At 37.1% G+C, this 22,578-nt stretch carries 20 protein-coding genes; 11 read left to right on the forward strand and 9 right to left on the reverse strand.

Annotated elements, in window-relative coordinates:
• Positions 1-12: 12 nt before the first annotated feature.
• The 8 genes from bcsD (at position 13) to F1325_RS18965 (ending at position 6,597) form a co-directional block, all read left to right on the forward strand.
• A complete protein-coding gene (bcsD, locus tag F1325_RS18930) occupies positions 13-483 on the forward strand; it encodes a cellulose biosynthesis protein BcsD (RefSeq protein WP_109373335.1) in 471 nt (156 codons plus the stop codon).
• Positions 484-522: 39 nt separating this feature from the next.
• Positions 523-1,434: a sensor domain-containing diguanylate cyclase gene (locus tag F1325_RS18935; RefSeq protein ID WP_160230836.1), complete on the forward strand. Its 912-nt coding sequence runs from the start codon at positions 523-525 to the stop codon at positions 1,432-1,434.
• Between the two features lie 183 nt (positions 1,435-1,617).
• The gene (galU, locus tag F1325_RS18940) at positions 1,618-2,577 is read left to right on the forward strand and encodes a UTP--glucose-1-phosphate uridylyltransferase GalU (RefSeq protein WP_234980142.1); all 960 of its coding nucleotides are present in this window, start codon (positions 1,618-1,620) and stop codon (positions 2,575-2,577) included.
• 73 nt (positions 2,578-2,650) lie between these two features.
• Positions 2,651-3,682, forward strand: a complete 1,032-nt coding sequence (locus F1325_RS18945; RefSeq protein ID WP_160230837.1) for a glycosyl hydrolase family 8 — start codon at positions 2,651-2,653, stop codon at positions 3,680-3,682.
• Positions 3,683-3,826: 144 nt separating this feature from the next.
• Complete coding sequence (locus tag F1325_RS19460; RefSeq protein WP_160230838.1) at positions 3,827-4,255, forward strand: HD domain-containing protein; 429 nt, start codon at positions 3,827-3,829, stop codon at positions 4,253-4,255.
• 32 nt (positions 4,256-4,287) lie between these two features.
• On the forward strand, positions 4,288-5,358 hold the full coding sequence (locus F1325_RS18955) for a hypothetical protein (protein WP_160230839.1): 1,071 nt from the start codon (positions 4,288-4,290) through the stop codon (positions 5,356-5,358).
• Positions 5,359-5,393: 35 nt separating this feature from the next.
• On the forward strand, positions 5,394-6,155 hold the full coding sequence (locus tag F1325_RS18960) for a hypothetical protein (RefSeq protein WP_160230840.1): 762 nt from the start codon (positions 5,394-5,396) through the stop codon (positions 6,153-6,155).
• Between the two features lie 13 nt (positions 6,156-6,168).
• Entirely contained in the window at positions 6,169-6,597 is a 429-nt protein-coding gene (locus F1325_RS18965) for a TOBE domain-containing protein (RefSeq protein WP_160230841.1), read from the forward strand.
• 126 nt (positions 6,598-6,723) lie between these two features.
• Here the strand turns inward: F1325_RS18965 and F1325_RS18970 are convergent, their stop codons facing one another.
• The 7 genes from F1325_RS18970 to fdnG form a co-directional block, all read right to left on the reverse strand.
• Positions 6,724-8,373: an LTA synthase family protein gene (locus tag F1325_RS18970; RefSeq protein WP_160230842.1), complete on the reverse strand. Its 1,650-nt coding sequence runs from the start codon at positions 8,371-8,373 to the stop codon at positions 6,724-6,726.
• A gap of 110 nt (positions 8,374-8,483) precedes the next feature.
• Positions 8,484-10,346, reverse strand: a complete 1,863-nt coding sequence (gene selB, locus F1325_RS18975; RefSeq protein ID WP_160230843.1) for a selenocysteine-specific translation elongation factor — start codon at positions 10,344-10,346, stop codon at positions 8,484-8,486.
• Positions 10,347-10,348: 2 nt separating this feature from the next.
• Positions 10,349-11,734 carry an L-seryl-tRNA(Sec) selenium transferase gene (gene selA / locus F1325_RS18980; protein WP_160230844.1) on the reverse strand — a complete coding sequence of 462 codons (1,386 nt, stop codon included), beginning with the start codon at positions 11,732-11,734 and terminating at the stop codon, positions 10,349-10,351.
• A gap of 15 nt (positions 11,735-11,749) precedes the next feature.
• Positions 11,750-12,670, reverse strand: a complete 921-nt coding sequence (fdhE, locus tag F1325_RS18985) for a formate dehydrogenase accessory protein FdhE (RefSeq protein ID WP_109373342.1) — start codon at positions 12,668-12,670, stop codon at positions 11,750-11,752.
• Between the two features lie 206 nt (positions 12,671-12,876).
• A complete protein-coding gene (gene fdoI / locus F1325_RS18990; RefSeq protein ID WP_109373343.1) occupies positions 12,877-13,533 on the reverse strand; it encodes a formate dehydrogenase cytochrome b556 subunit in 657 nt (218 codons plus the stop codon).
• Positions 13,530-14,468: a formate dehydrogenase subunit beta gene (gene fdxH, locus F1325_RS18995; protein WP_109373344.1), complete on the reverse strand. Its 939-nt coding sequence runs from the start codon at positions 14,466-14,468 to the stop codon at positions 13,530-13,532. Before fdxH ends, fdoI begins: the two co-directional genes overlap by 4 nt.
• 11 nt (positions 14,469-14,479) lie before the next feature.
• Positions 14,480-17,527, reverse strand: a complete 3,048-nt coding sequence (gene fdnG / locus F1325_RS19000) for a formate dehydrogenase-N subunit alpha (RefSeq protein WP_109373345.1) — start codon at positions 17,525-17,527, stop codon at positions 14,480-14,482.
• Positions 17,528-17,705: 178 nt separating this feature from the next.
• Here fdnG and fdhD point away from each other — a divergent pair, with 178 nt between their 5' ends.
• Positions 17,706-18,536: a formate dehydrogenase accessory sulfurtransferase FdhD gene (gene fdhD / locus F1325_RS19005; RefSeq protein WP_109373346.1), complete on the forward strand. Its 831-nt coding sequence runs from the start codon at positions 17,706-17,708 to the stop codon at positions 18,534-18,536.
• A 75-nt stretch (positions 18,537-18,611) separates the two neighbouring features.
• Here the strand turns inward: fdhD and F1325_RS19010 are convergent, their stop codons facing one another.
• Both F1325_RS19010 and umoA read right to left on the reverse strand, forming a co-directional pair.
• Positions 18,612-19,475, reverse strand: coding sequence for an ATP-grasp fold amidoligase family protein (locus tag F1325_RS19010; RefSeq protein ID WP_160230845.1), 864 nt, complete (start codon positions 19,473-19,475; stop codon positions 18,612-18,614).
• A 186-nt stretch (positions 19,476-19,661) separates the two neighbouring features.
• The gene (umoA, locus tag F1325_RS19015) at positions 19,662-20,198 is read right to left on the reverse strand and encodes a UmoA family flagellar biogenesis regulator (protein WP_109373348.1); all 537 of its coding nucleotides are present in this window, start codon (positions 20,196-20,198) and stop codon (positions 19,662-19,664) included.
• A 225-nt stretch (positions 20,199-20,423) separates the two neighbouring features.
• Here umoA and F1325_RS19020 point away from each other — a divergent pair, with 225 nt between their 5' ends.
• A complete protein-coding gene (locus F1325_RS19020; RefSeq protein ID WP_109373349.1) occupies positions 20,424-21,311 on the forward strand; it encodes a LysR family transcriptional regulator in 888 nt (295 codons plus the stop codon).
• A gap of 422 nt (positions 21,312-21,733) precedes the next feature.
• Complete coding sequence (locus F1325_RS19025; protein WP_109373350.1) at positions 21,734-22,534, forward strand: Slam-dependent surface lipoprotein; 801 nt, start codon at positions 21,734-21,736, stop codon at positions 22,532-22,534.
• The last annotated feature ends 44 nt before the right edge of the window (positions 22,535-22,578 follow it).

Genomic DNA, 22,578 nt, shown 5'->3' on the forward strand with positions numbered 1-22,578 from the left:
AGGAGACAAATAATGAATAAGCATGACAGTGATATCTTACAATTACCTTTTGAAAGTGGCTGGCAAGATCTAACTCAATTATTATTTTTTCAAATTTTAAATGACAATGATATTTCTACTGCTGGAAATAAATTAAGGAATATAGGTAAAGATATTGCCTTACGTTATCCTTTACCTGAAAGCGAAAATATTCAATTACTTGAATCACATATTAATCGCGTATTAACACTATTTAAATGGGGGTTTGTCACTATATCTCCTGCAATGAGCGAACTTTTACTGGTTCATTGTGCATGGCCTCATTTTACGCAAAGCCAAGATGATGCTCAGTGGCGTGTTGCAAGTGCGGGTGTTTTAGAAGGATTATATGAAGGTTGGTTAACGAATCAAGGTGGTAATGCCAAAATGCAAGTGCATCGCCAACCTACTGATGCAAAAGATGTCTTTATTTTCCGCTATGCGCATAACTCATCAGCCGAATAATAATATATATGCTTTATTGATGAGCATAGGAGGTCAAAAATGAATGAAATGATATTTAATGATGATAATTCTAAATGCTTATTAATAAAGCAATTTACTAATAATGTTTTCATGATGTTAGTAACAGATATTAATGGCATTATTATTTATGCAAATGAAAAATATTGTGAATTCAATAATGTTCACTTTGAAAATATAAAAGGTAAAAAATATAGCTTATTTAACTTAATTGACGAGAATCAAATCAATTGTTGTGTAAATGGTAATAATGATAATAAAGGAGTATATCGATTAGAAGCCAAAAGAAATAACGATACCCAGCAAGATATATGGGAAGATATTAGTATTATTCCTGTGTTTGATGAAAGTAATTTAATTTCTCATTATGTATTTATTAGCTTGGATATTACTGATAAGGTAGAGCTAAGAAATGAGTTATTTAATAAAAGCTATATTGATTCATTAACTGGAATATCTAATCGACTAAGTATTGTCGAAAAAATTGAAAATGAACGATTAAATGTTTTACAGCCTTCTTCATTTTGCCTTGGTATTATAGATTGCGATAAATTCAAATCTATTAATGATCAATTCGGGCATCATGCAGGCGATAAGGTATTGTGTGAAATATCTAAACGGTTGTCAAAATTAGAAAATAATGAAGTCTATTGTGGGCGACTTGGTGGCGATGAGTTTGCTGTGCTTTTCCCTAAAGGATTACGTTCTTGTTCTGTGATTTTGCTAGAAATAATAGAATCACTTTGGAAATCAATGGAAAAGCCCATCAATATTAATTCGGATTTTATGTTAATTCCTTCAATTAGTTTAGGTATTGCTGAATATCCTAAAGATGGAAAAACATTATCTGAATTATTAAAATCTGCAGATGAAACACTTTATTCTATAAAAGAAATGGGTGGTAATAAATATGGGTTTTATTCCGGATTTTAAATAAAAGGTTTTAAATAGAAAGTTTTTTAGTAAAGATATATTAAAAATAACGTTATCTCTTTTTAACGAAGAGGGGGGTAACTGTTTTTTAAATATATCTAGCATTCCTGATGAAATATAAGAGTAAATTTAAAATAATACTAAATATTAGTTTTAGATAAATATCTATTAGAGGATTTTATTATGATGAAAGCGGTTATCCCTGTTGCTGGATTAGGTACTCGTATGTTACCTGCAACGAAATCAATTCCTAAAGAAATGCTGCCTATTGTTGATCGCCCTTTAATTCAATATATTGTTGAAGAGTGTGCTCAGGCAGGCGTTGAGGAAATTATTTTAGTTACTCACTCTTCTAAAAATTCAATTGCGGATCACTTTGATACCAGTTTTGAATTAGAAAATATGCTGGAACAGCGGATTAAAAATAAATTATTAGAAGAAGTACGTTCAATTTGTCCTAACAATGTAAAGATTGTTCAAATTCGCCAAGGCCATGCTTTAGGTTTAGGTCATGCAATTTGTTGTGCACGCCCAGTTATTGGCAATAATCCATTTATTGTTTTACTGCCTGATGTTTTATTAAATTCACATTATTGCGATCCTCAACATGATAATTTATCAGCAATGATAAAACGTTTTGAAAAAACAGAACGTAGCCAAATTATGGTTGAACCTGTGCCAATGAGCCAAGTGCAACAATATGGTGTTGTAGATTGTGAAGGTGTTTTCTGTCCTCAAGGTAATTGGGCGCCTATTCGTCGTATCGTGGAAAAACCAAATCCTGAAGATGCACCTTCTAACCTTTCTGTTGTTGGACGTTATGTTTTCTCTGAAGCTATCTGGGAATTATTAGATGGTCTACCTGCTGGTGTTGGTGGTGAAATTCAATTAACAGATGCGATTGATTTATTATTGAAAAAAGAAGTCGCTGAAGCATATACCTTAGTAGGTAAATCACATGACTGTGGTAATAAGCTAGGATATATGAAAGCCTTTGTTGAATATGGCCTCCATAATTCTGCGTTAAAAGAAGAATTTTCTTCTTGGATGCGGGACTTTTGTGAAAAAACATTGTTACCCAAAACAGAAGTCATAGAAGAAGATGAAGTAAGTGAAGCACAAAAGATAGTTGCTATCTTTTGAGTTTATATTGAAATAATATGCAATATGCCGACCGAGATAAGATGGCGGTCGGCAATAGCAGGAGAGAAAGGCAATGTCTTTTTGGCACTTATCTCGTTGTCATTATCTATTTTCTACCTTTTTTTTAGGTTTGTTGCTTATGGTTTCTCCCTCAATACAGGCAGCAGATACTCAAGTAGGATGGCAACAGTTTAAAGAGCGCTATATTCAGGATGATGGGCGAGTTATAGACAGCGCTAACAAAAATATTTCACACTCTGAAGGTCAAGGCTATGGCATGTTAATGGCTGTGATGAGTGATGATCATGAAACATTTAATAAGTTATGGCACTGGACAGCGGCTTCTCTTTATCGTGGCGATTTAGGCTTATTTAAATGGCGTTATGAACCCGAAAATAGTGAACATACCCCTGATCCTAATAATGCAACAGATGGTGATATCTTAATTGCGTGGGCATTATTAAAAGCGGGTGAGAAATGGAATGATGAAAGTTATCTTTCAGCTTCTGATTCTATTCAACACGCTATTTTGGAACATACTTTAGTTAAGATAAAAAATTATACTGTACTTTTACCCGGTATTAATGGCTTCAAAACCCCAGAAGAAATTATTATTAACCCATCCTATTTTATTTTCCCTGCATGGAAAGATTTTTACCGCACGAGCAAAGATGTTCGTTGGAAAGAGTTAATTAATGATAGCCAGTCTTTACTTAGAAATATGCGGTTTGGTGAATATCAATTACCAACAGACTGGGTAAGTTTGTTTCCAGATGGAAAGATAGAGCCTAGTGAAAAATGGCCTGCACGATTTAGCTTTGATGCAATACGTATTCCGCTTTATTTAGCTTGGGCACATGATGAATTAGCGTTACAACCTTTTGTGCAGTATTGGCAGCAATTTGATCGTTATAAGACGCCTGCTTGGGTAAGTATTGATGCTCAAGAGCGCGCTGAATACAACCTTACTCCCGGTATGATGGCAGTGAGAGATTTAACGATGAAAACACCTATTGAAGATGTTGATTTAAGTAAAGATACAGATTATTACTCTTCGGCTTTACACTTATTAGCGGCATTTGCTCAAAATAATAATAGTGAATAATTGTTATTATTCTATTGTGTTAATAATATTTTCGAGTTATCTCACAAGTTTTATTTAATTATATGAAATAAACACAATCTATATTGTGTTTATTTTTTTATAATTTAACTTAAATTTATTCAACGTGATTGAGGTTAAATAAATATGGAATGGGTAAAGTTACTTAATGAGAATCGAAGAAAAGATAAACATAAAAATAAAATAAAAAACAATTATGAAACACGCTATGAATTAGAAAGGGACTATGATCGAATTCTTTTTTGTGCACCAACAAGACGGCTAGCAGATAAAACACAAGTATTTCCATTAGAAAAAAATGATAGTGTTAGAACTCGTTTAACACACTCATATGAAGTTTCTAATTTAGCCAGAAGTATCGGAACTAAACTTGCTTATAATAATGAAATAGATATTTTTAATGATTATAAAAAAGAAGAGGGGGATAATTTAAAGCGGAATTTACCTGCTTTACTCGCTGCTATTGGGCTAGCTCATGACTTAGGTAATCCACCTTTTGGTCATAAAGGTGAAAAAGCGATGTCATTATGGTTTGAAAAAAATATAAAGAAATAGCAGAAAATATAAATAAAAGTACCTATTCAAATGTGAAAAAGAGAGAAGAGTTAGATAAATCCAAATATTTTATTGGTGATTTTACTCATTTTGATGGTAATTCACAAACATTTCAGTTAGTTACACAATTACAAATAATTAATGATAGATTTGGGTTAAACCTTACTTATGCTACTTTGGCTGCATTAATAAAATATCCTCGACCATCATATTGTAATAAAGAAAAAAATGTTTGGTCCAAACATGGTTTCTTTTATTCTGAAGCTGATATTGTTAAGGAAGTTTGGAAAGAAACAGGATTGAGTGAAAATATTCGTCATCCTTTGACTTATATAATGGAAGCTTGTGATGATATTGCCTACACCATTTTAGACGCTGAAGATACAATAAAAAAAGGATTAGCATCTATTAATGATTTGTTCTATATTCTTGAAAAATTTGAGAGAGATTATCACCCTGAATTTAAACGTAGGGATGAAGTTAGCTTAATTCATAGTCTGGTATTTACCTGTAAGGAAAAACATAAAGAATACTCTGATTATGATGATAAATTAACACCTTATGAAGTAAATGATATTAGTATGCAAATGTTTAGAGTAGAAGCAATGAGGTGTATGATTAATGAAGTTTCTTCTACGTTTGTAAAATATCATAATGATATTCTAAATGGTAAGTTTCATTTAAAACATAAGGATATCGTATCATTAAGTAAGGTTAATTTATTAAGTGAAGCGTTAAGAGAATTTGATTTTATTTTTGGATATAAAAATAAAGAAGTGCTTAAGCTTGAATTAGAAGGATACCATTATATAAATAACTTAATGGATATGTTGTGGGTTGGTATTTATGGTAATGGTAACAAGGAAAATCCTCAATATTCTAAAACATTTTTTGGTGATTATGCTTATAAGCGATTATCTGAAAATTATCGTCGTGTATTTGAAAATAAAGATAATAATCTTCCTATATTATATAAAGAGTTTCAATTGCTTGCAGATGCAATTTCTGGAATGACCGATAGTTATTTGATTTCATTGCATAATGAACTTAAACCACTTTACGATGAGCAATTTGAAAAAAAAACGGCTTTAGTTATATACTAAACCATTAACTATCATCAATTTGATAAGATAATAATATGAGTATATCACGCCAGTTCACAACCAATAGAGAGTACTTAAGTGATAAGGTTTTTCGTTTTTTTTATGAGGAATCGTTAAACAATAAAGCACTTTCTTTAATTATGAATAAAGTAATTTCATTTGATTCATCAAATGTTTACGCTTTTGGTGGCGTTGTGCGTGATATAGAATTAAAAAATACCCCCTCAGATATCGATCTTGTATTTAGCGGTGATAGGAACGAATTTAACCTTCTTTTAGAAGATTTAAATGGTGAAAGATTAACTAAGAATAAATTTGGTGGTTTTCGTATACAAACCAATAGGTTAGATATAGATTTTTGGCATATTGAAGATACGTGGGCATTTTCTAATAATAAGGTGGATAATGCTAACAATAGTACTAATAATATACTAAAGACAACATTTTTTAATTGGGATGCAATATTATTTAATTTAAAAGAAAGAACACTTATTTCTAATGAATATTATTATTATGATTTATACAATAGATATTTAGATATAAATTTAGCTGATAATCCTAATACTATAGGTTCTTTTTCTAGAATTATTAAAAATGTTTTTTATAATCATGTTAAATATTTGTCTAAAGATGTTGTGGGTTATTTAGATAAATCATTTTCTGATTTTAATGTTATTGAAATTAGAGATTTTTATTTAGAAAAAAATAGAAAACATGATTTGCAAATACGTCAACTTATAGCCCTCTATGATAAAGTAAGTTTTATTGTTGAACATAATCAGCGTTTAAAAAACTAATAGAGGTGGATAAATGAAAGTTTCAGCACGTAATCAGTTAGTCGGTAAAGTTGTTGATATTATTGACGGTGCAGTTAATAGTGAAGTGATTTTATCTTTAGCACACGGTGAGAAACTGGCTACAATCATCACTAAAGAAAGCTGTGAAAGCTTAAAGATTAAAAAAGACGGTGAAGCTATTGCGATTATTAAAGCGCCGTGGGTTGTATTAGCACTGCCTGATTGCGGTTTAAATTTCTCTGCACGTAACCAATTTGCAGGAAAAGTGACTCAAATCGTACAGGGTGCGGTGAACTCAACTGTTCATTTAGAAACGGCGAAAGGTTTAGAACTGACTGCGGTTATCACCAATGAAAGCTTACAAGAGATGAAACTGGCAAAAGGCAGTGATGTTTTAGCGCTAGTGAAAGCATCAAGTGTGATTGTGGCAACACGCAAATAATCGAGACGCTATTCTCTTAAAATATAAAAAGAGGCTAAACATCTAGCCTCTTTCTTTTTTCTTTTTGATATTACTTATCTTTTTAGATTTATAATCCCGATCACCTTTTATACAAGGTTACTAAAATTATTTATCAGTATCACCAGCGACTTTCAGTTTGTCGTAGATATAATTTTTATAACTGTTAACTAATTTCTCGTCTTCACAGTCATTTAATTTACCTTCACATAAATGGCGCATTTGAATGTTTGCTTTGTAGAAAGGGGATAATGGTAAACGAGCGCGCTCTAAGATCATGCCACCTAAGAAGCTAATATCAGTTAACTCACCCGTTGTTATTGGCGCACCTTGCGATAGATTATCTCTTAAGGTGAACTGAGTAATATACGCAGGGTTATTAAAAGGTGACTGATAATTTTTTAGCTCAATATTGGGTTGGTGATCACCAAAATAGAGGAACATCGTCGGTTTTTCTCTTTGTGCAACAAAATTAGAGAAATCTTTAATGGCTGGATCACTGGTGATGATCTTTTCCATATAGTGGCTAAATTTACCCGGTGCATTACTGCTTTCTGTATGACCTGTAATTTTGTACATATCTCTGTGTGATTCATCATAAGGACCATGTTCATACATGGTTAATGAGAATATAAACAGTGGCTTGTCAGTACGTTTTTTCAATACCTCTTCAACGTAACCTAGCATATCTACCGTCGATATTTTCCAGAGATTTTCTTCTAATATTCCAGGGTAGCCAAGCTCTTGAGGTTGAATGATTTCATCAATTCCCATTTTTTCATAAGCGTAACCTGCATGGTAAGCACTACGATTAAACGGAGTGAGTAAAACCGTGTAATAACCTTCTGCTTTGAGTTGGCGGAATAAACTCTCATTAAGATTATCGACAACAAAATAGAATACGGAGTTTTTACGCGCACCAAAGTCATCCGTATTTAACCCTGTTAATACTGAAAATTCAGAAAGCCAAGTACCACCACCAAAGGTTTGTACACGTAAAGGGCTTTGTGCACTGACATTTTCATCTTTTTGAAACATAAATAAATCAGGCAGTGCAACATCTGTATCAAATTGATAAATATGAGGATTAACCGTCGACTCTTGTAATAAAACAATAATATCGGGTTTTATGTCAGTTTGCGTTTCTGGCAATACGGTTTTGTTCGCTTGTTCAAGGAAATAATCTGCATTTTCCTTGAAATAAGGAGGGTGATAAGCCGTTTGGTAACCAGACATGATTAAATTAGTGACAGTACCTCGTCCTCCTGGAAGTGTGCCTTCCCATTCAGCTTGCCATTTTTCTACGGTGAAATGGATAGTAGCAAAGCCAATAACCATTAAGAGTAAGCTACTTACACGCAAGACTGGGCGTGATTTTTTGGAAAAATGCCACGCAATAGACATATTGATAATCAGCCATATTAGCATCGCAATCAATGCAACGCCGGCTTCCCAATAATGGCCCAATGTCCCTAAATTAGAGCTATCAAAAGCCAAATCAAAATCAGAGAACATTAATGTTTCTTTGTAATAATGAACTTTGAGTTGATTAATAAACTTAGTTATCAGGAAAAGTGTACCGGTGGTAATAGCCGAAAATAAGACACGAGCTGATAAAAGAAAACAAAGAGAAAAAAGAATAAAATAAGCACCTACTGAAAGAAGTGCAGTATAAACAAACGTTGCTTTCTCAAAAACAATAAAGAGTGAGGCAATAAGAATAAGTGCAAGATAAGCACATCCTAATATTTTTTTCATATCTCTTCCGAGTATAGCGATAAATAATCAAGGGGATATTTTACAAATATTGTAGGCGATAACCTTAAATAGGCTAAATAATTTTACTTAGCCTAAGTTAATATTTGGATTTAGAATAATCCTTTGTCTCGTAAAATATGAAGATCTTTTTTGCGGCGAGTAAATCCAGTGCGGTCAAAATACTCTAAGATTTGTACCGCTAATTTACGCCCAACAGATAACTCATCACGGAAGTCCGCTGCGGTGACACTGCCATTACTTTCATTATATTTCACAATGATAGAGGCAAATTTTTCTATTGATTGGTGTGTATAGTAGCGGTCAGCAATAATTGGAATAATTAAACCTAATTGTGCTGCTTTACGTAATAATGAGCGGATCACTTTCTCATCATTTTTCATTTCATTGGCTAGATCACGTACCCACCAAGGTTCGGATTGCTCAAAATAGATTTTAGCATTTTGCCATAGCGCATCTTGTTCTGGAGAGAAAGCAAGACCATGGGTTGGAAGATGAAGCCAACCACGACTTTGGTTAATAGCACCTTCTTTACGTAACTGATCAATTAAGTAATAGACCAATTCATCATGATAAGTAGGTAATGCCATCCGTTTTAAACGAGAACGACCCACACCCATTTGATCATTATGTTGTTGATGATATTCCTCAAGTGTATCGAGTAATTTCTGTTTTGCGTTATCAGCATTCTCTTTAGAAAGAATAACGCCAGCAACGCTCACTAGGTCAAAGGTTTCTAATAACTGAGTCAGCGCACTTTCAGTTAATTGTTGAGCCCAAGAAAACTGACTTAGAGAGAGTTCACCTTTTGGTAAATATAACGCTAAATTGGCACTGATGCTGTTTGCATTATCAAGTTGGTGTAACCAAGTTAAGAATTCAGCTTGTCGTTTGCCTCTACGTGGCGAGTGTAAAGATAAGACTTTCGCTGCGGCTAAGGTGCGTTGAGCACTGATATCACGCAAGATAAGTCTGTCGTTATCCACCAGCCAAAGGGGTTCATCTAGAATAAGCTCCGCTAACTGTGGTGTTTCATTAGCATCATTTAAAAGAGCAACACGACCCGTAATATGACGTGTACCGTGGTGAATATGTACAGGCTGCCAATGCTTTAAAGGTTCATCCGCAATTAAACTGACTAATATTTTATGAGATTGATAATTAGGCGCTTGAGAAAGCAACCAGTCACCACGAGAAACGTTTTCTTTACTGACATCACCTGCGATGTTAATTGCAATACGATGACCTGCACCCGCACGTTCTACGGGCTGGTTTTGTGCATGTAAGGCTCTTATTCTTACTGGTTTATCTGCACCAGTCAGCCAAAAGGTATCGCCAACAGAAATTTGTCCCGCAAGCGCAGTTCCTGTGACAACTAATCCCGCTCCTTTAATGCTAAAAACACGGTCTATGGCTAAACGAAAACGCTTATGCCATTGAGGGTGTTGTTGTTCTTGCTGATGCAGATCAACAAGATAGTGGCGAAGCTCTGAAATTCCCTTCCCTGATGGGGCTGAGGTGGCAAAAATTTGAGGATCGCACCAACCTAAATTAGCTAACATCTCGGTTGTTTGTGAGCGAACGTCTTCTATTCGTTCTGGGGTAACACGATCTGCTTTGGTGAGAATAACGGTAACTTGAGGACAGCCAGCAAGACGTAAAATAGAAATATGTTCGATGGTTTGTGCCATAACGCCATCGTCACAAGCCACAATTAATAGCGCATGAGAGATCCCTCCAACGCCAGCAAGCATATTTGAAAGGAATTTCTCATGACCGGGAACATCCACAAAACCAATTGAAGTTCCATCGTCTTGACGCCAATAGGCATAACCTAAATCAATGGTCATGCCTCGTTTTTTCTCTTCAGGTAAATGGGTAGTATCTACTCCAGTAATTGCCTGTATAAGTGTGGTTTTTCCGTGGTCTACGTGACCTGCCGTCGCAAAAATCATAGTTAAAGTGCCTGTATTAATGCATTTTCATCCTCAAGACAGCGCAGATCAAGCCACAGGCGACCATCAGTAATTCGACCAATAATCGGCTTTTCTAAATTGCGCCAATGCGCGGCTAACGCATCTAACTGGCTACCTTTTCCATCTTTGGCTTCAAAGGTAAGTGCTGCACTCGGTAAGCTTTCAATAGGTAACGAACCACTGCCTATTTGAGAAGCACATGAGGATATCGTGATATGGTAATTATCCCCATAATATGCCTGAAAATGAGGCAATAACCGTTGCGCCATGTCATTAATTTCTGTTTGTGTCCGAGTTAACAAACGTAATGTCGGAATTTCAACAGCCATTTTTTCAGGTTGCTGATAAAGGCGTAATGTGGCGTCTAAAGCAGCTAATGTCATTTTATCAACGCGTAATGCACGCTTTAAAGGATGGCGTTGAATAGCCTCAATCCATACTTTTTTACCTAAGATTATCCCCGCTTGTGGGCCACCTAATAATTTATCACCCGAGAAGGTAACAAGGTCGATACCTTGTTGTAGATAATCTTGAGGCATTGGCTCTGAAGGTAAGCCTAATGCGGCTAAATTAGTCATTGAGCCACTGCCTAAATCGATAGCAGTCGGTAAGCTCATTTCTTTACCAAGTGCGGCAAGTTCATCGCCATGCACTTCGGCGGTAAAGCCTTGAATACAATAGTTGCTAGTATGAACTTTCATTAGCAAACCAGTATTCTCATTAATGGCGTTACGATAATCTTTAAGGTGAGTACGGTTTGTTGTTCCCACTTCTTTGAGTGTACAGCCTGCTTGTGTCATTACATCAGGGATACGAAAAGCGCCGCCAATCTCAACTAATTCACCACGAGAAACAACAACTTCTTTATTGGGTGCAACAGTGGCGAGCATCAGTAAAACGGCAGCAGCGTTGTTATTAACGATGCAGGCATCTTCTGCCCCTGTTAACTCACATAACAAATCAGCGATAGCGCGATCGCGGTGCCCTCTTGATGCGCCATCAAGAGAATACTCTAAGGTTGCTGGTGAGCGCATAACTTGGCTAACTGCTTCAATGGCGGATTCTGCCATTAATGCACGCCCTAGATTAGTGTGTAAAACGGTACCTGTTAAATTGAAAACAGGTTTAATCGAGGATTTTCGTTGTAATGTAATGCGATTTTTTAATTCATCCACCCAATAGTTATGCCATTGTGGTAACTCATTTTCTTGACGAATAATGATACGCGCTTCTTCTTGTAACTTTCGTAAATGCTCTGCAATAAATGTCTGACCATAAGAAGCCACTAGGGCTTGAATCTCGGCTTGGTGCAGTAACTTATCAATAGACGGTAGTTGGCTGTAAAGTGAGCGCATATCATTTGTCATGCTAATACCTAATTATTATTCATTTGGGAACAGGAATGGATTAATGCTACTACGAGCAAAGCCTTCTTCTTCCATTTTTGCATCAAGAACAATAGACGCTAAATCGTCAGCGATAGCATCCACATTGGCATCTTTTTCTTGATATAAAATTTTCAGATAGCTTCCACAATCACCACAGCTTTCTGCTTTTACAGGCGCATTTTCGCTGTCTAAAGACCAGTAATTTAATTTACCTGTTAATTCGCAGTTGGTGCATTTAATGCGTACAACATGCCACTGCGTTTCACATAAATTACAGTGTAAATAGCGTAAACCTTGTGTTGTGCCGATTTGTACCATGCTTGCCACAGGCATACTGTTACAAACTGGGCAGAATTGACGATTTTCACCGTATTCTGTTTTAGCCTTACCAGGAATATTCGCCGCTAATTGTGCCCAGTAAAGAGACAAGGCTGCCCAAATAAAGACAGACTTATCTGCTGAGACTTTTGAATATTCATCATTGAGTAACGCAGTTGCCATTTCTTCTAATTCAGTTTCAGAAGCTTTAGAGAGATTTTCTAAAGTGATAGTGGCACTTTCAGGCACAACTGGACGTAATTCAGCAATAATTGAGGCTAATAAAGCATGCCAATGTTTACTGCGTTTGAATGTTTTTCTATCTAAAGGCGCTACACCGACTTGCTGTGTAAGGAGTGGGGCAAGATCGACGACTAATGGATTGTCATGAAGTGCTTTTTCTTGAGCCTTGACAATTTCTGCCGCAAATTCAAGGTAATCTGCGAAAGGATTATCTTTTGCTAGTGTTTGAAAACGTTCAGCACGACGTTGATAAAGGTTTTTCAGATTAGGGAATAATACGGGTGGAATAAAACTAATTCCTTTTTCTGATTGCTCTTTACCTAATTGCTCTTTAGGAACGATGCGAATACTCATAACGTTCTATCTTCCTATTATCATAAATTTTATAGTGAATACCCACAGGATTTGGCTTCAGAATAAATCAAATGCAAACACGAAGCCATGACAGTGGGTAATAATAGCGTGATTTTATTGTTTTTTACGTCTTAAAAACGGGCGTAAATTGAATAAAAAACGGAGGCTAACAAGCCTCCGTTTGTTCAGAAATACACTTTAGGGCATTATTTCTGTGACTGCTTTTCGGCTTCTTTTTTCTCTTCTTCGAGAATTTCACGATACCAACGAGGGTGATGCTTTTTAGCCCAACCACGAGTTACCCAGCCTTCAATCATGCTACGAATTGAACCTTTCACCCAGAACGCCGCATAAGCGTGAACAAATACGGTGATTATCAGTAAGATTGCTGATAATGAGTGAACTAATAAGGCGATTCGAATCACTGGGATCGAGAAATATTCTGCGAAATAAGGGCGCCAAATGATAATGCCACTGACAGTCAGTAAGATAAGGCTGATACTTAACATCCAGTAAATACCTTTCTGACCAAGGTTGTAGTGACCAATATCGCCAGCTTCTTCATTTTGCAGTACTTTATGAATATTTTTAGCCCAGACTAAGTCATCTTTATCAATAAAGTTATACTTCAAGTATCTGAAGAACATAAAGAGAAAGAGAATGGCCATTGCACTACCCACAAATGGGTGTAACAGACGCGACAGTTCTGGTGTACCTAAAATATTCATGAACCAGTTCAGAGATGGGAAGAAGAAACCCAATCCGCTGATTGCTGTGAACAGAAAGACAATCACAACGACCCAGTGGTTTATACGCTCTGATGCGGTATGGCGAAGAATTTTATCACCTTTCTTCTTCATCATTTCTGCTCCTCCTTATTCACAGAGGTCTGTGTTTTAGAAGATGCTTCCATCTCTTTGAGCGCTTCTTCTTCATCTTCTTCAGTTGTACGGTTTGGACCGACACCTAAATAATGGAAAATAGCGCCCGCGAAGGTTGCGGCAAAACCAACAGCGGCTAATGGTTTCCAGATACCTTTCCAGAATTTAACGGTTGAGCTAATTTCTGGGTTTTCTGGTAAACCATGATACAGATTTGGTTTGTCAGCATGATGGAGAACATACATGACGTGCGTACCACCCACGCCTTGTGGATCGTAAAGACCCGCGTTGTCGTAACCACGAGTTTGCAGTTCTGCAACTCGCTCACCTGCAAGATTGATCATGGCTTCTTTCGAACCAAAATGAATCGCGCCTGTTGGGCAAGTTTTCACACATGCAGGCTCTTGACCGACTTCTACACGGTCAACACATAACGTACATTTGTAAGCACGGTTATCTTCTTCATTAATGCGAGGCACATCAAAAGGACAACCTGCGATACAATAACCACAACCAATACAGTGTTCTGATTGGAAATCAACAATACCGTTAGCGTATTGAATGATTGCACCTTCTGCTGGGCATGCTTTTAAACAGCCAGGATCAGCACAGTGCATACAACCATCTTTACGAATTAACCACTCCAGCTTGCCATTCTCTTCAACTTCAGAGAAGCGCATGACTGTCCATGATTTTGCCGTTAAGTCCGTTGGGTTATCATAAACACCGACGTTAGTGCCAATTTTATCGCGAATATCGTTCCATTCAGAACAAGCAACCTGACAGGCTTTACAGCCGATACACGTTGTTACGTCGATAAGTTTTGCCACTTCTTCCTTGTAATCCCGCACATGAGGTGCGGGAGTAAGGGAATTGGTGGCAGAGCGACGAATAATGTCTTGGGATTGCAGTGACATAATTTATCTCCTTACACCTTTTCCACATTAACAAGGAACGCTTTAAACTCAGGCGTTTGTGTATTCGCATCACCCACGAATGGCGTTAACGTATTCGCAATAAAGCCTTTCACTGCAACACCTTCAAAGCCCCAGTGAATAGGAATACCAATGGTATCCACTTTGCGCCCATCAACATCAAGGGTTCTAATACGTTTAGTGACCACCGCTTTTGCTTTGATATAACCACGTTTTGAGCTGACTTTAACTGTATCGCCTTGAACAATGCCTTTTTCTGCGGCTAAACGCTCACCAATTTCAATAAATTGTTGTGGCTGAATAATCGCATTTAAGCGCGCATGCTTAGTCCAGAAGTGGAAGTGTTCGGTCAGACGATAAGTTGTACCGACATATGGGAAGTCTTCTGCTTTACCCATATCTTTCCAGTCATCTTCAAAGACACGTGCTGCTGGGTTTGAAACCACATTCGGGTGCAGTGGGTTAGTACCCAATGGTGTTTCAATTGGCTCATAATGTTCAGGGAATGGACCTTCTGCCATCTTATCGATAGCAAACAGACGTCCCATACCTTCCGGCTGCATAATAAATGGACCAACATCAGAACCCGGTGCAGCGTTGCTATAGTCAGGTACATCAATACCTGTCCATTTGCTGCCATCCCATTCGATTAACTTACGTTTAGGATCCCAAGGTTGACCTTGTGGGTCTGCCGATGCACGGTTATAAATAATGCGACGGTTAAGAGGCCATGCCCATGCCCAACCTAATGTGTTACCCAACCCTGATGGGTCTGAGTTATCACGGTTAGCCATTTGGTTGCCTTTCTCTGTCCAGCTACCTGCGAAGATCCAACAGCCACTCGCGGTTGTACCATCATCACGTAACTGAGCAAATGAGCTAAGCAGTTGACCTTTTTTCAGAATGATATTGCCATCAGCGTCTTTTAAATCGACTAAGGCTTTACCATTACTTTCTTGTGCCACTTCTGCGGATGTTGGATTATCAGGATCAAAATAATCCCAAGTCATATTCAACACCTGTTCTGGCATCGCACCGCCTTCCTCTTTATAGAGTTGGCGTAAACGATGGAAAATACCAGATAAAATCTCAGCATCAGGGATAGCAACACCTGGCGCATCACCGCCTTTCCAGTGCCATTGTAACCAGCGACCAGAGTTAACGATAGAACCGTCTTCTTCTGCGAAACAGGTTGTTGGTAGACGGAAGACTTCGGTCTGGATATCTTCAGTTTTAACGTCGTTCTCTTCACCGTGATTCTGCCAAAAACACGCTGTTTCCGTGTTTAGCGGATCCATAGTGATAAGGAATTTCAGTTTTGATAATGAACGAATAACTTTGTTCTTATTCGGGAATGAGGCAACAGGGTTAAAGCCTTGGCAGATATAGCCATTGACTTCACCTTTATCCATCATCTCAAAATATTGCAGAACATCGTAAGGTTTATCCCACTTAGGTAATAGTGAGAAGCCCCAATCATTATCACGTTGAGCATTATCGCCATAGAATGTCTTCATCATGCTGACGAAGAATTTAGGATAATTGCCCCAGTAGTTAACTTGTCCTGGTACTGTTGCTTTTGGCGTATTTGCAGCTAAGTAGGTTTCTAATGAAGTCTGCTTTTCAGAAGGCAGCGTCATATAGCCTGGTAAGCTTTGAGATAATAGACCGAGGTCAGTTAAGCCTTGAATATTGGAGTGACCACGTAGTGCGTTAACACCGCCACCAGCCATACCCATATTACCTAACAGTAATTGGATCATTGCCATGGTACGAATGTTTTGAGCACCAACGGTATGTTGAGTCCAGCCTAATGCATACAGGAAAGATGCTGTTTTATCTTTCGCTGCTGTTTCAGCAATATATTCACAGACTTTTAAGAAATCATCTTTTGGTGTACCACAAATCTGAGTAACTACATCAGGCGTGTAACGGCTAACGTGTTGTTTTAACAGATTCCAGACACAACGAGGATGTTGTAATGTGGTGTCGCGTTTTGCGAAACCATTTTCATCCATCTCGTAGTTCCAAGTGGTTTTGTCGTATTTACGTTTTTCAGCGTCATAGCCACTGAATAGACCATCGTCAAAATGATAGTCTTCACGGACAATCAAGCTGGCGTTGGTATAGGCCTCAACGTATTCTTTTTGATATTTCTTATTTTCGAGCAGATATAAGATAACGCCCGATAAGAACGTAATATCAGTACCAGAACGAATAGGCGTATAGAAATCCGCAACAGCCGCAGTACGGGTGAAGCGAGGATCAATAACAATTAGCTTGGCGTTATTATGGATTTTAGCTTCCATCGCCCAGCGGAATCCCACAGGGTGTGCTTCTGCCGCATTACCGCCCATAACGACGATAAGGTTGGCATTTTTCATATCAACCCAGTGGTTGGTCATCGCACCGCGACCAAATGTTGGAGCAAGACTTGCTACCGTTGGTCCGTGTCAGACACGCGCTTGGTTATCGACAGCCAGCATCCCAAGAGCTCTTGAGAATTTCTGAGTTAAAAACCCAGTTTCATTGCTTGCTGCAGAGGCGCAAAGCATACCCGTTGTTAACCAACGGTTGACTTCAACACCTTCTTTATTGAATTTCTGGAAGTTGGCATCGCGGTCTTTTTTGATTAAGCGCGCAATACGATCAAACGTTTCTTCCCATGAGAGTTTTACCCATTTATCCGAGCCGGGTGCACGGTATTCAGGGTGTTTCAAACGACCTTCACTGTGGATGAAATCCACAAGACCAGCACCTTTAGGGCATAATGCGCCGCGGTTTACTGGATGGTCTGAGTCACCTTCAATATGGAATATTGTTTCTTTTGCGTTTTTCGCGCCATCGCCCAGACTATACATTAATAGTCCACAACCGACAGAACAGTACGTACAGGTATTGCGGGTTTCGCGGGCTCTCAGTAATTTATACTGACGTGAGCCTGCTAGCGCAACTGCTGGTGCAAAACCGAGCGCCGCCGCTGTAGTACCTGCCATACCGCCAGCACAGATCTTAAAGAACTGTCTTCTGCTGACCTGCATGGGGTCTCTCCTCATCATACATTGCTTTTACTGACTCTGATTTTCTTCACGAAAATGGAGCTGATTGTTTTTTTATTCCTATTATCCTTAATAGGATCAGGTTCATTGCCTGATAGGTAGTGTAAAATCGTTTTACCCGTATTGTTATTATGTATTAATAAATTTAGGAATTCATCTTATGGATGAAACAAAATCGACAAAATTGTTAACTAAACGTGTAATCATTGGCGTAGATCAAACAATTGTGCAACACAAAGGATCGCTTAGCATACAAGAAGACGATTATATTGCACTCGAAGTTCCTGTTGCATTAGTGTACAACGGAATCTCTCACGTTGTTATGATGGCAAGCCCTAAAAATTTAGAGTTGTTCGCTGTCGGATTTTCTTTATCCGAGGGCATTATAGAGTCTTCTAATGAAATTCGCAGTATTGAAATTGTGGAAAGTTGTAACGGGGGCATTGAAGTTCAAGTTGAATTATCAAGCCGACGCTTTATGGGATTAAAAGAGCGACGCCGCAATATGACAGGACGTACTGGCTGTGGTATTTGTGGAACTGAACAGCTAGAAGAGATTTTCCGACCTATTACACCGTTACCTTTTACACAAACGTTCTCACTTTCAAATCTTGATAAAGCCTTAGAGCAGATGACAACCGTTCAAGAAATCGGTGAGCTAACGGGTTGTACACATGCTGCTGTTTGGTTGTCGCCAGAAGGTGAAATGCAAGGAGGATGTGAAGATGTCGGGCGTCATGTCGCGCTTGATAAGCTTTTAGGTATGAAAGCACAAGAAAAGTGGCATGAAGGCGCGGTATTGGTCTCAAGCCGAGCAAGCTATGAAATGGTACAAAAAGCGGCTATGTGTGGTGCAGAAATTTTATTTGCTGTTTCTGCTGCGACCTCTTTGGCGGTTGAAGTTGCTAATAAATACAATGTTACGCTGGTGGGTTTTTGTCGTCGCGGAAGAGCGACGGTATTTACGCACCCACAACGACTGACAGATTGACTAAATCAAATGAAATTTTTAAAAATAGGCGTAAATCGTTTTATGTAACAATTTACACCTATTTAATTTTCTCTTTTATGGCCACAATGCCCCTAATTTGTAATCCCACTCTTTAGGTTTGATAGGGATACGTCCTGCATTTGGGGTAAAGGTGATTTCGCTAAAGATAAGCCTATTTTCAGACATTAAAAAATCAACTCGACAATAATTAAAGCCATTTGCCATTTTAGCGGCTAATTGCAACATATTTTCAAATTGAGTTGGTTTTTCAACAAGTTCTGGTGTGTTGGGATCTTCTAATGTGATGGGTTGTAACTGCCAATTTGTATCGTACACATTTATATACTCATTCCCTTTGGTATCAGAAATATCAATTTCAGCATAATGAGGCTGACCATTAAAGCAGTGAAGACGACAAGTCGTTGGTATCATTGGATTTTGTGTATCAAATAAATCAATATATTCTTCACAGATAATTTGAGCTTTGATGTTTTTATAATGCCATTCACGAGTGACGGGATAGAGATTACGTTTTAAATGAAATTGAAGCTTTTGCTTTGCTTTTTCAAAATCAAAAGTTGCTTTATCAAGGCAGATAATTGTACTACCACTATCGTGATTACATTTGAGTACAAAACGTGAAGGAAGTTGAGGGATATCGATTTCATCAGGATGAGAATAGGTATTAATGATAGGAACCAGATAGTGCGGACCAATCCTTTCGATGACATAATCTCTGACTTTGATTTTATCTGCTAAGCGCGTATAAATTGGATTTCTATCGAATAGCATACGTGCATTGATTTTTTCATTAAGTGATGTCGGTATTTTAAAGTTGGGTTGATAACCTAAGTTACGAATAAATTTATTCTTTAAATACACTCGATCAGGCAATGCGATAGTTCGAAACTGTTTGAAGTAGTATTCTATGATTTTCATAAGCTAATGATTATTTTAAATAGAAATTAAGAGAATAATGTCAGTTATTGATATACTTATATTTTTTATTTATATAAAATTAGAAAGTATTAACGTGGATTAATATTCAAAATACTTATTTTAATAAAAGGAAAAATGACGACATTAAGAGAGAGTTAATAAAAAGGAATATTGATTAAGAATATATTAATTTGATGACCATTTGGTTATATGAATTGGTTTATCCCAATTATTAAAGCGTAATCCTTTGCCTGTTCTATTTCCGTGAGCATCTAATATCTCATAGTACTCTTCAACGATTTGGCTACGACCACGTTGCCATTCATTGGTTGTTGCAAAAGGATCAATTAAATAGATATCACCGACAACAGTATATAACTCACCTAAATAGCGAACTTTTTTTGTACTACTATTTGAATAGTGAGAAAACATAATTTGGTAGGTTTTATAGTGTTCAGGCTGACCATAAGGGCCATATTTCATTGCAATATAACGGATACCTTGAGGATCAGAATGGCTTGCACCACCCGGAACAGGCATATCTGGCGTGATATTAAAAAGAGTATATCGAGAGGTTGCGGTCGGTTGTCTTAATGCTTGTCGATAACTTTGCGTATCAAGCCTAGAAGATCCCCATGTTCTATCCACCAGTCCATCTCCTGAATAACAAGAGAACGATAATCCTAATAATGAAAGAATTATAAATAGGGACTTAGCAGACATAAATACTCCTTGATTGCCATTATGATGCCAAAAAATAAGGTATTTGTTCCGTGAAACAGAGATGTATAACCCTGTTATTTCTAGCTGTTATCTTGTTTCATTCCAAAAGGTTATCAAAAGTAAAGAATAAGTGCTTATCAATGCATTTTTTGGTTATTAATTTTATTTATTTATTTTATGTTAGAATAATAATAAAGGAAAATAATGTAGGATTAATGATTAATCATGGATACACGTTTATTGAACGCATTTGTTGTTTTAGCTGAAACAGAACATTTTGGTGAAGCCTCATTAAAGCTTTGTATTAGCCAGCCGGCACTCACTAAACAGATAAAAACGCTGGAATCTCAATTAGGTATCACTCTTTTTCAACGTGGACGTCATGGTGCAAAATTAACGCCTGAAGGTCAGTATTTACTGAATCAATCTCAATCAGTTTTGAGAGAAGCCCGAGTTCTAGAAAAACAGGCTCGTCAATTAAGTGAACCCCAAAAAGCAGAACTTTATGCAGGATTGAGTTTGTCCTCATTAAATTTTATTACGCCAGTATTGGCAAAATTTAATCACGCTCACCCTGATATTACCGTCCATATTGATGATATGCCTTCTAACAAAATGGAAGATAAGTTGCTTTTAGGTGAGCTTGATCTTGCATTTTCACGCTTACCCGTTACAGCGCCATTAAAAGGTATTTCATTAGTACAAGAGCGATTAATGTTAGCAATCCCCACGCAAACTATTCGGGTGTTAGAGGTTGATGATGATCCATTACACTACTTTAATACGCTTGGGCTTATTCAGTTGGTGCCTGAAAAAGGAAAAAAACTGCATCAACAAATCGATGATTTTTTGCAGCATCATCAAATAAAACCCCGTGTATTACAGCAATCGCAAGATATTCAAACGCAGTTAGCGTTAGTTGCTGCTGGATTAGGAATGGCATTGGTGCCTAAAAATGCAGAACTTATTTGTGACAAACAAAAAGTCACTTTATTGCCACTGTCAGGTTTGTATACACAATGGGAAATAGGTGTTATTTGGAATAATAATATTCAGAATAAAGATCGTGATATTTTTATAAAAATAATTCCTGAGGAAATAAATAAAATATAGTGAATGAAAAAAGACTTTAATTTTGGCAATGATTATATTTTTAAAATATAGCTTATAATAAAGCTAAGACACCTAATAAATATTAATTAGTTTTGAAACGAATAAAGATAAATAATTGCGAGTTTGTTCACAAAAATAAACATAAAATATTCTTTGTTTTTTTATGTGTTTAAATAAAAAATTAAGTTAAATCATTTAATTAATTTAATTCTCATAATATAAGTAAGGTTAATTAAAATCTTTTTAATTAAAATCTGTTATTTACAATAAAAGCGATTTATTTAATATTACCTACGCCAGAAACAGCAAGCTTTATATTCGAAAGTGAAGCTGTAAAGATAAAATAGTAATACCTCTGTAGGTGGCTACTTATTATTTATAATAAGTAGCCACACCCTCACACAAATAATATGGAAATTATTATGAAGAAACTGAATAAATTAATGGGTGCACTGTTTATATTAATGGGCACTCATGCTGTACAAGCAGAAATCCATTCTAATCAAAGCGGGCCTTTAACGACGATGGAAGTGGGGGCAAGTGACCCTATCCAACGTGGTGATCATCAAATGCCTGGTGGTGCACCAGGTGTTGGTATTAGTACCGTCGGAGGTGGAAAAAAAATTGGTTTTGCTTCGCTAACATCGCCAAGAATGAGTGGTGGAGCGGATACTCATGGTGTTTATACTATTCAACCTAATGCTAATTCTCCCTCAAGTCACAGTAATATGGGCGTTTTTCATTTTGCTAAAATCACGGATGCTAATGTCTATTTTGGTGACTGGGCAAAAACAACATCAGCAACGGATGCGACACATCAAACCTATTATGTCGGTAAAGATGTGACAACCACATTACCGACAGATAGTGCCACTTATACGGTAACAGGTATTAGCCAATACACTGGTAGTAACTTACTTTCAGGTACGTTTGATGTTGATTTTTCACAAAAGAAAATTGAAGGTTCATTAGCGAATAGCCAACGCACAGTTGAGTTAGAAGGTGGAAATCTTTATACCGCAAATAACCAAGTAACGTTTTCTGCAGATGCGAAAGAGGGCACAACATCAGGGGTTGTTGAAGGTGCTTTCTTTGGTGAAAGCGCAGAAGTGTTAGCGGGTATTGTGGTGTTTAGTTCGGATCACACAAAAGATATCGGTTTTGGTGGTACGAAAAATAGCAGTGAAAGTGAAGAAACACCAGCAAGCACGGATGCTTCTTAATTTTTTCAAAAATAATATTATAAATTTGTTTGGTAATACAATCG

Origin of the sequence: Proteus columbae (genome assembly GCF_009914335.1) — a bacterium.
Taxonomy (GTDB): Bacteria; Pseudomonadota; Gammaproteobacteria; order Enterobacterales; family Enterobacteriaceae; genus Proteus.

What these genes read in the sequence shown, in the direction of transcription:
- F1325_RS18945 (WP_160230837.1), top strand. Translation starts at nt 2,651, where the DNA reads ATGTCTTTTTGGCACTTATCTCGTTGTCATTATCTATTTTCTACCTTT.
- umoA (WP_109373348.1), bottom strand. Translation starts at nt 20,198, where the DNA reads ATGTCTGCTAAGTCCCTATTTATAATTCTTTCATTATTAGGATTATCG.
- F1325_RS18935 (WP_160230836.1), top strand. Translation starts at nt 523, where the DNA reads ATGAATGAAATGATATTTAATGATGATAATTCTAAATGCTTATTAATA.
- galU (WP_234980142.1), top strand. Translation starts at nt 1,618, where the DNA reads ATGATGAAAGCGGTTATCCCTGTTGCTGGATTAGGTACTCGTATGTTA.
- fdhD (WP_109373346.1), top strand. Translation starts at nt 17,706, where the DNA reads ATGGATGAAACAAAATCGACAAAATTGTTAACTAAACGTGTAATCATT.
- fdxH (WP_109373344.1), bottom strand. Translation starts at nt 14,468, where the DNA reads ATGTCACTGCAATCCCAAGACATTATTCGTCGCTCTGCCACCAATTCC.
- fdoI (WP_109373343.1), bottom strand. Translation starts at nt 13,533, where the DNA reads ATGATGAAGAAGAAAGGTGATAAAATTCTTCGCCATACCGCATCAGAG.
- F1325_RS18970 (WP_160230842.1), bottom strand. Translation starts at nt 8,373, where the DNA reads ATGAAAAAAATATTAGGATGTGCTTATCTTGCACTTATTCTTATTGCC.
- selA (WP_160230844.1), bottom strand. Translation starts at nt 11,734, where the DNA reads ATGACAAATGATATGCGCTCACTTTACAGCCAACTACCGTCTATTGAT.
- F1325_RS18960 (WP_160230840.1), top strand. Translation starts at nt 5,394, where the DNA reads ATGAGTATATCACGCCAGTTCACAACCAATAGAGAGTACTTAAGTGAT.
- F1325_RS19010 (WP_160230845.1), bottom strand. Translation starts at nt 19,475, where the DNA reads ATGAAAATCATAGAATACTACTTCAAACAGTTTCGAACTATCGCATTG.
- F1325_RS19020 (WP_109373349.1), top strand. Translation starts at nt 20,424, where the DNA reads ATGGATACACGTTTATTGAACGCATTTGTTGTTTTAGCTGAAACAGAA.
- F1325_RS19025 (WP_109373350.1), top strand. Translation starts at nt 21,734, where the DNA reads ATGAAGAAACTGAATAAATTAATGGGTGCACTGTTTATATTAATGGGC.
- selB (WP_160230843.1), bottom strand. Translation starts at nt 10,346, where the DNA reads ATGATTTTTGCGACGGCAGGTCACGTAGACCACGGAAAAACCACACTT.
- F1325_RS18965 (WP_160230841.1), top strand. Translation starts at nt 6,169, where the DNA reads ATGAAAGTTTCAGCACGTAATCAGTTAGTCGGTAAAGTTGTTGATATT.
- bcsD (WP_109373335.1), top strand. Translation starts at nt 13, where the DNA reads ATGAATAAGCATGACAGTGATATCTTACAATTACCTTTTGAAAGTGGC.
- fdhE (WP_109373342.1), bottom strand. Translation starts at nt 12,670, where the DNA reads ATGAGTATTCGCATCGTTCCTAAAGAGCAATTAGGTAAAGAGCAATCA.
- F1325_RS19460 (WP_160230838.1), top strand. Translation starts at nt 3,827, where the DNA reads ATGGAATGGGTAAAGTTACTTAATGAGAATCGAAGAAAAGATAAACAT.